Origin of the sequence: Chryseobacterium sp. RU33C (assembly GCF_900156015.1) — a bacterium.
GTDB lineage: Bacteria > Bacteroidota > Bacteroidia > Flavobacteriales > Weeksellaceae > Chryseobacterium > Chryseobacterium candidae.
In genome coordinates this window covers 1-5,720 of record NZ_FTMT01000043.1, presented here as the reverse complement: position 1 = coordinate 5,720, position 5,720 = coordinate 1, and the positions used below count along the sequence as shown (strand labels likewise).

Genomic DNA, 5,720 nt, shown 5'->3' with positions numbered 1-5,720 from the left:
TTGTAATAAGTTATTATCTTTGCCCCACTGAAAACGAGAGAGAATCAGTAGCGCAGAAGAGCCTTTAGGTGGGCATAAACGATATTACTTCAAAAAAGAAACAAGCGAAAAAAAAACTTTATAACTTTTTGAGAAAAAAGTTGTCAGTTTAAAAATAGTTAGTATCTTTGCAGTCCCAATTATAGGGAGCGCAGAAGTATAGAGATTGAGGGTTTGAGAAGGGTTAAGGTTACTTAAAAAACTTTAAAATTTTCTTCAAAAACATTTGGTCATTAAAAAATAAAGTTTTACTTTTGCACTCGCAAATACGGAGCGACACTGACAGAAAGATTGCTTCGTTATAAAGCGAAAGATAAAAAGATCATTGACATACAATATAACAACCAAGTAAGGAAAAACTAAAGCGTTAAAAACTTTGAGTGAGTCAGACAAACATACAATGGAGAGTTTGATCCTGGCTCAGGATGAACGCTAGCGGGAGGCCTAACACATGCAAGCCGAGCGGTATGGATCTTTCGGGATCCAGAGAGCGGCGTACGGGTGCGGAACACGTGTGCAACCTGCCTTTATCAGGGGGATAGCCTTTCGAAAGGAAGATTAATACCCCATAATATTTAGAATGGCATCATTTTAAATTGAAAACTCCGGTGGATAGAGATGGGCACGCGCAAGATTAGATAGTTGGTGAGGTAACGGCTCACCAAGTCTGCGATCTTTAGGGGGCCTGAGAGGGTGATCCCCCACACTGGTACTGAGACACGGACCAGACTCCTACGGGAGGCAGCAGTGAGGAATATTGGACAATGGGTGCGAGCCTGATCCAGCCATCCCGCGTGAAGGACGACGGCCCTATGGGTTGTAAACTTCTTTTGTATAGGGATAAACCTACCCTCGTGAGGGTAGCTGAAGGTACTATACGAATAAGCACCGGCTAACTCCGTGCCAGCAGCCGCGGTAATACGGAGGGTGCAAGCGTTATCCGGATTTATTGGGTTTAAAGGGTCCGTAGGCTGATGTGTAAGTCAGTGGTGAAATCTCACAGCTTAACTGTGAAACTGCCATTGATACTGCATGTCTTGAGTGTTGTTGAAGTAGCTGGAATAAGTAGTGTAGCGGTGAAATGCATAGATATTACTTAGAACACCCATTGCGAAGGCAGGTTACTAAGCAACAACTGACGCTGATGGACGAAAGCGTGGGGAGCGAACAGGATTAGATACCCTGGTAGTCCACGCCGTAAACGATGCTAACTCGTTTTTGGGTTTTCGGATTCAGAGACTAAGCGAAAGTGATAAGTTAGCCACCTGGGGAGTACGAACGCAAGTTTGAAACTCAAAGGAATTGACGGGGGCCCGCACAAGCGGTGGATTATGTGGTTTAATTCGATGATACGCGAGGAACCTTACCAAGGCTTAAATGGGAAATGACAGGTTTAGAAATAGACTTTTCTTCGGACATTTTTCAAGGTGCTGCATGGTTGTCGTCAGCTCGTGCCGTGAGGTGTTAGGTTAAGTCCTGCAACGAGCGCAACCCCTGTCACTAGTTGCCATCATTAAGTTGGGGACTCTAGTGAGACTGCCTACGCAAGTAGAGAGGAAGGTGGGGATGACGTCAAATCATCACGGCCCTTACGCCTTGGGCCACACACGTAATACAATGGCCGGTACAGAGGGCAGCTACACAGTGATGTGATGCAAATCTCGAAAGCCGGTCTCAGTTCGGATTGGAGTCTGCAACTCGACTCTATGAAGCTGGAATCGCTAGTAATCGCGCATCAGCCATGGCGCGGTGAATACGTTCCCGGGCCTTGTACACACCGCCCGTCAAGCCATGGAAGTCTGGGGTACCTGAAGTCGGTGACCGTAACAGGAGCTGCCTAGGGTAAAACAGGTAACTAGGGCTAAGTCGTAACAAGGTAGCCGTACCGGAAGGTGCGGCTGGAACATCTCATTTTAGAGCGTCTTAAAGACGTTAAACAAAATCAGTGTCTTAGACACAAAGTACTTGTTCAAAGTAAAGCTTTAGTTTTTTGTTTGGTTGGTTTATAAGTAAAAAGGTAAAAGTAAAAAGAGCCAAGTGTAACAGTTTGGAAGATCATATTACTTATTACCCATTACTTATAATTTAAATATAAAAACATAACCCACTAGAAATTAGTAATAGGGAAGAGATACAAGAGCCCAGAGCCAGGAACCAAGACGAATGAAAGTCTTGTATCTAGGATCTAGGATCTGTAAGTCTAAAAAGACAGTCTCGTAGCTCAGCTGGTTAGAGCGCTACACTGATAATGTAGAGGTCGGCAGTTCGAGCCTGCCCGAGACTACTAATTAAAAGACGGGAAGATAAAAGAGCCAAGAGCCAAGATAAAAAATCTTGAATCTAGGATCTTGAGTCTCTTAGTCTAACTAGAGGGGGAATTAGCTCAGCTGGCTAGAGCGCCTGCCTTGCACGCAGGAGGTCAAGGGTTCGACTCCCTTATTCTCCACAGTTTTGGAAGACTGATTTAAAAGTTACGGATGGAGCCAAAAACAACATCTGTTCATCAGTTGTACAAGAAGACATTAAGATCATTGACATTAACGGTAAAGACATCACAAAGAGAAAACCGAGCGCATAAAGCGCTTGAGTAACCAATAGGAAAGAAATCGTTAAGGGCGTATGGCGGATGCCTAGGCTTTCAGAGGCGAAGAAGGACGTGGTAAGCTGCGAAAAGCTGCGGGGATTGGCACACACGAATAGATCCGCAGATGTCCGAATGGGGCAACCCGGCATGTTGAAGACATGTCACCTCGTAAGAGGAGCAAACCCGGAGAACTGAAACATCTAAGTACCCGGAGGAAAAGAAATCGAAGAGATTCCGTAAGTAGTGGCGAGCGAAAGCGGATTAGCCCAAAAGTCTTTTTATGTTTAGAGGAATGTTCTGGAAAGAACAATCATAGAAGGTGATAATCCTGTACTCGAAAGGCATAATAAGATGATAAATGAGTAGGGCGGGACACGTGAAATCCTGTCTGAATATGGGGGGACCATCCTCCAAGGCTAAATACTCCTGAAAGACCGATAGTGAACAAGTACTGTGAAGGAAAGGTGAAAAGCACTTCGAATAGAAGGGTGAAATAGAACCTGAAACCGTACGCCTACAAGCGGTCGGAGCAGCGTAAAGCTGTGACGGCGTGCCTTTTGCATAATGAGCCTACGAGTTAATTTTACTAGCGAGGTTAAGGTATTAAGTACCGGAGCCGGAGCGAAAGCGAGTCTGAATAGGGCGCATAGTTAGTAGGATTAGACGCGAAACCTTGTGATCTACCCATGGGCAGGTTGAAGCTCTGGTAACACAGAGTGGAGGACCGAACCGGTTGACGTTGAAAAGTCTTCGGATGACCTGTGGGTAGGGGTGAAAGGCCAATCAAACTGGGAGATAGCTCGTACTCTCCGAAATGCATTTAGGTGCAGCGTCGCAAAAAGTTTATTAGAGGTAGAGCTACTGATTGGATGCGGGGGTTTCATCGCCTACCAATTCCTGACAAACTCCGAATGCTAATAAATGTTGTGCGGCAGTGAGGGCATGGGTGCTAAGGTCCATGTCCGAGAGGGAAAGAACCCAGACCAACAGCTAAGGTCCCCAAATATATGTTAAGTTGAAACAACGCGGTTGGACTGCATTGACAGCTAGGATGTTGGCTTGGAAGCAGCCATTCATTTAAAGAGTGCGTAACAGCTCACTAGTCGAGCGGTCCGGCATGGATAATAATCGGGCATAAACATATTACCGAAGCTATGGATTTATATATTATATATATCTGGTAGGAGAGCATTCTATTTGCGCCGAAGCAGTACTGTGAGGTATTGTGGAGCGGATAGAAAAGAAAATGTAGGCATAAGTAACGATAAAGCAGGCGAGAAACCTGCTCACCGAAAGACCAAGGCTTCCTCAGCCATGCTAATCAGCTGAGGGTTAGTCGGGACCTAACGCGAACCCGAAAGGGGTAGTGGATGGACAATGGGTTAATATTCCCATACTTGCTCACAATAAAAGGGGACGGTTGGATGTATCTGCTGGAGACTGACGGAATAGTCAAGGCTTAGCCTTCGGGCGAAGCTGCTGTAGAGTAATCTGATCCAAGAAAAGCCGAAGTGAAGCAACCCGTACCAAAACCGACACAGGTGGTCGAGGAGAGAATCCTAAGGTGCTCGAGTGAGTCGTGGCTAAGGAACTAGGCAAAATAGTCTCGTAACTTCGGAAGAAGAGACGCCAGCAGCAATGTTGGCCGCAGTGAAGAGGCCCAGGCGACTGTTTATCAAAAACACAGGACTCTGCTAAATCGAAAGATGCTGTATAGGGTCTGACACCTGCCCGGTGCTGGAAGGTTAAGGAAGGTGCTTAGGGTTAAACCGAAGGCATTAACTGAAGCCCCAGTAAACGGCGGCCGTAACTATAACGGTCCTAAGGTAGCGAAATTCCTTGTCGGGTAAGTTCCGACCTGCACGAATGGTGTAACGATCTGGGCACTGTCTCAGCCACGAGCTCGGTGAAATTGTAGTATCGGTGAAGATGCCGATTACCCGCAATGGGACGAAAAGACCCTGTGAACCTTTACTATAACTTCGTATTGACTTTGAGTAAGTAATGTGTAGGATAGGTGGGAGGCTTTGAAGCAGGCACGCTAGTGTTTGTGGAGCCAACGTTGAAATACCACCCTTTACTTACTTGGAGCCTAACTTCTGAAAGGAAGGACATTGCGTGGTGGGTAGTTTGACTGGGGTGGTCGCCTCCAAAAGAGTAACGGAGGCTTTCAAAGGTACCCTCAGCACGCTTGGTAACCGTGCGTAGAGTGTAATGGCATAAGGGTGCTTGACTGTGAGACCAACAAGTCGATCAGGTGCGAAAGCAGGACATAGTGATCCGGTGGTTCCGTATGGAAGGGCCATCGCTCATAGGATAAAAGGTACTCCGGGGATAACAGGCTAGTCTCCCCCAAGAGCTCACATCGACGGGGAGGTTCGGCACCTCGATGTCGGCTCGTCACATCCTGGGGCTGGAGAAGGTCCCAAGGGTTGGGCTGTTCGCCCATTAAAGTGGCACGCGAGCTGGGTTCAGAACGTCGTGAGACAGTTCGGTCTCTATCTATTGCGGGCGTTAGATGTTTGAGAGGGCTTGATTCTAGTACGAGAGGACCGAATTGAACAAACCTCTGGTGTATCAGTTGTACCGCCAGGTGCACCGCTGAGTAGCTACGTTTGGAAGAGATAAGCACTGAAAGCATATAAGTGCGAAACTCGCCTCAAGATGAGACATCTTTTAAGGGTCGTTGTAGATGACGACGTTGATAGGCTATAGGTGTAAAGACAGTAATGTCATAGCCAAGTAGTACTAATTACCCGTAGATTTATAGCCTTTGGTTGCTATATCTAATTATCATATAATAAATGACAAGTACTTTATGCGCAGTAAAGGTTTTGTCTTTGTGAAAGTTTTTATCGCTTAAAAACGCAATAAGCTTAAGGCGTAAAGCCTAATGCTTAAAGCTATATACCTTCTTTAGGGTGGTTTTAGCGGTGGGGCTCACCTGTTCCCATTCCGAACACAGAAGTTAAGCCCACCAGCGCCGATGGTACTGCTAACGCGGGAGAGTAGGCCGCCGCCAGTTTTTATTTTATTTTTAAAAATCCTTTATCTTATTGATAAAGGATTTTTTTTTGCTTTATACCCAAGCAGGGAA

Annotated in this window: 2 tRNA genes and 3 rRNA genes; all 5 read left to right on the top strand. The window is 46.1% G+C overall.

Annotated elements, in window-relative coordinates:
* Positions 1 to 436 precede the first annotated feature (436 nt).
* Positions 437 to 1,953: ribosomal RNA gene (locus BW946_RS20920) — 16S ribosomal RNA — on the top strand.
* Positions 1,954 to 2,249: 296 nt separating this feature from the next.
* Positions 2,250 to 2,323 (top strand) — tRNA-Ile (locus BW946_RS20915).
* Positions 2,324 to 2,411: 88 nt separating this feature from the next.
* A tRNA-Ala gene (locus tag BW946_RS20910) sits at positions 2,412 to 2,485 on the top strand.
* Positions 2,486 to 2,638: 153 nt separating this feature from the next.
* Positions 2,639 to 5,395, top strand: a 23S ribosomal RNA gene (locus BW946_RS20905).
* 145 nt (positions 5,396 to 5,540) lie between these two features.
* Positions 5,541 to 5,648 (top strand): 5S ribosomal RNA (rrf, locus tag BW946_RS20900).
* The 16S, 23S and 5S rRNA genes sit together here with 2 tRNA genes alongside, the layout of an rRNA operon.
* The last annotated feature ends 72 nt before the right edge of the window (positions 5,649 to 5,720 follow it).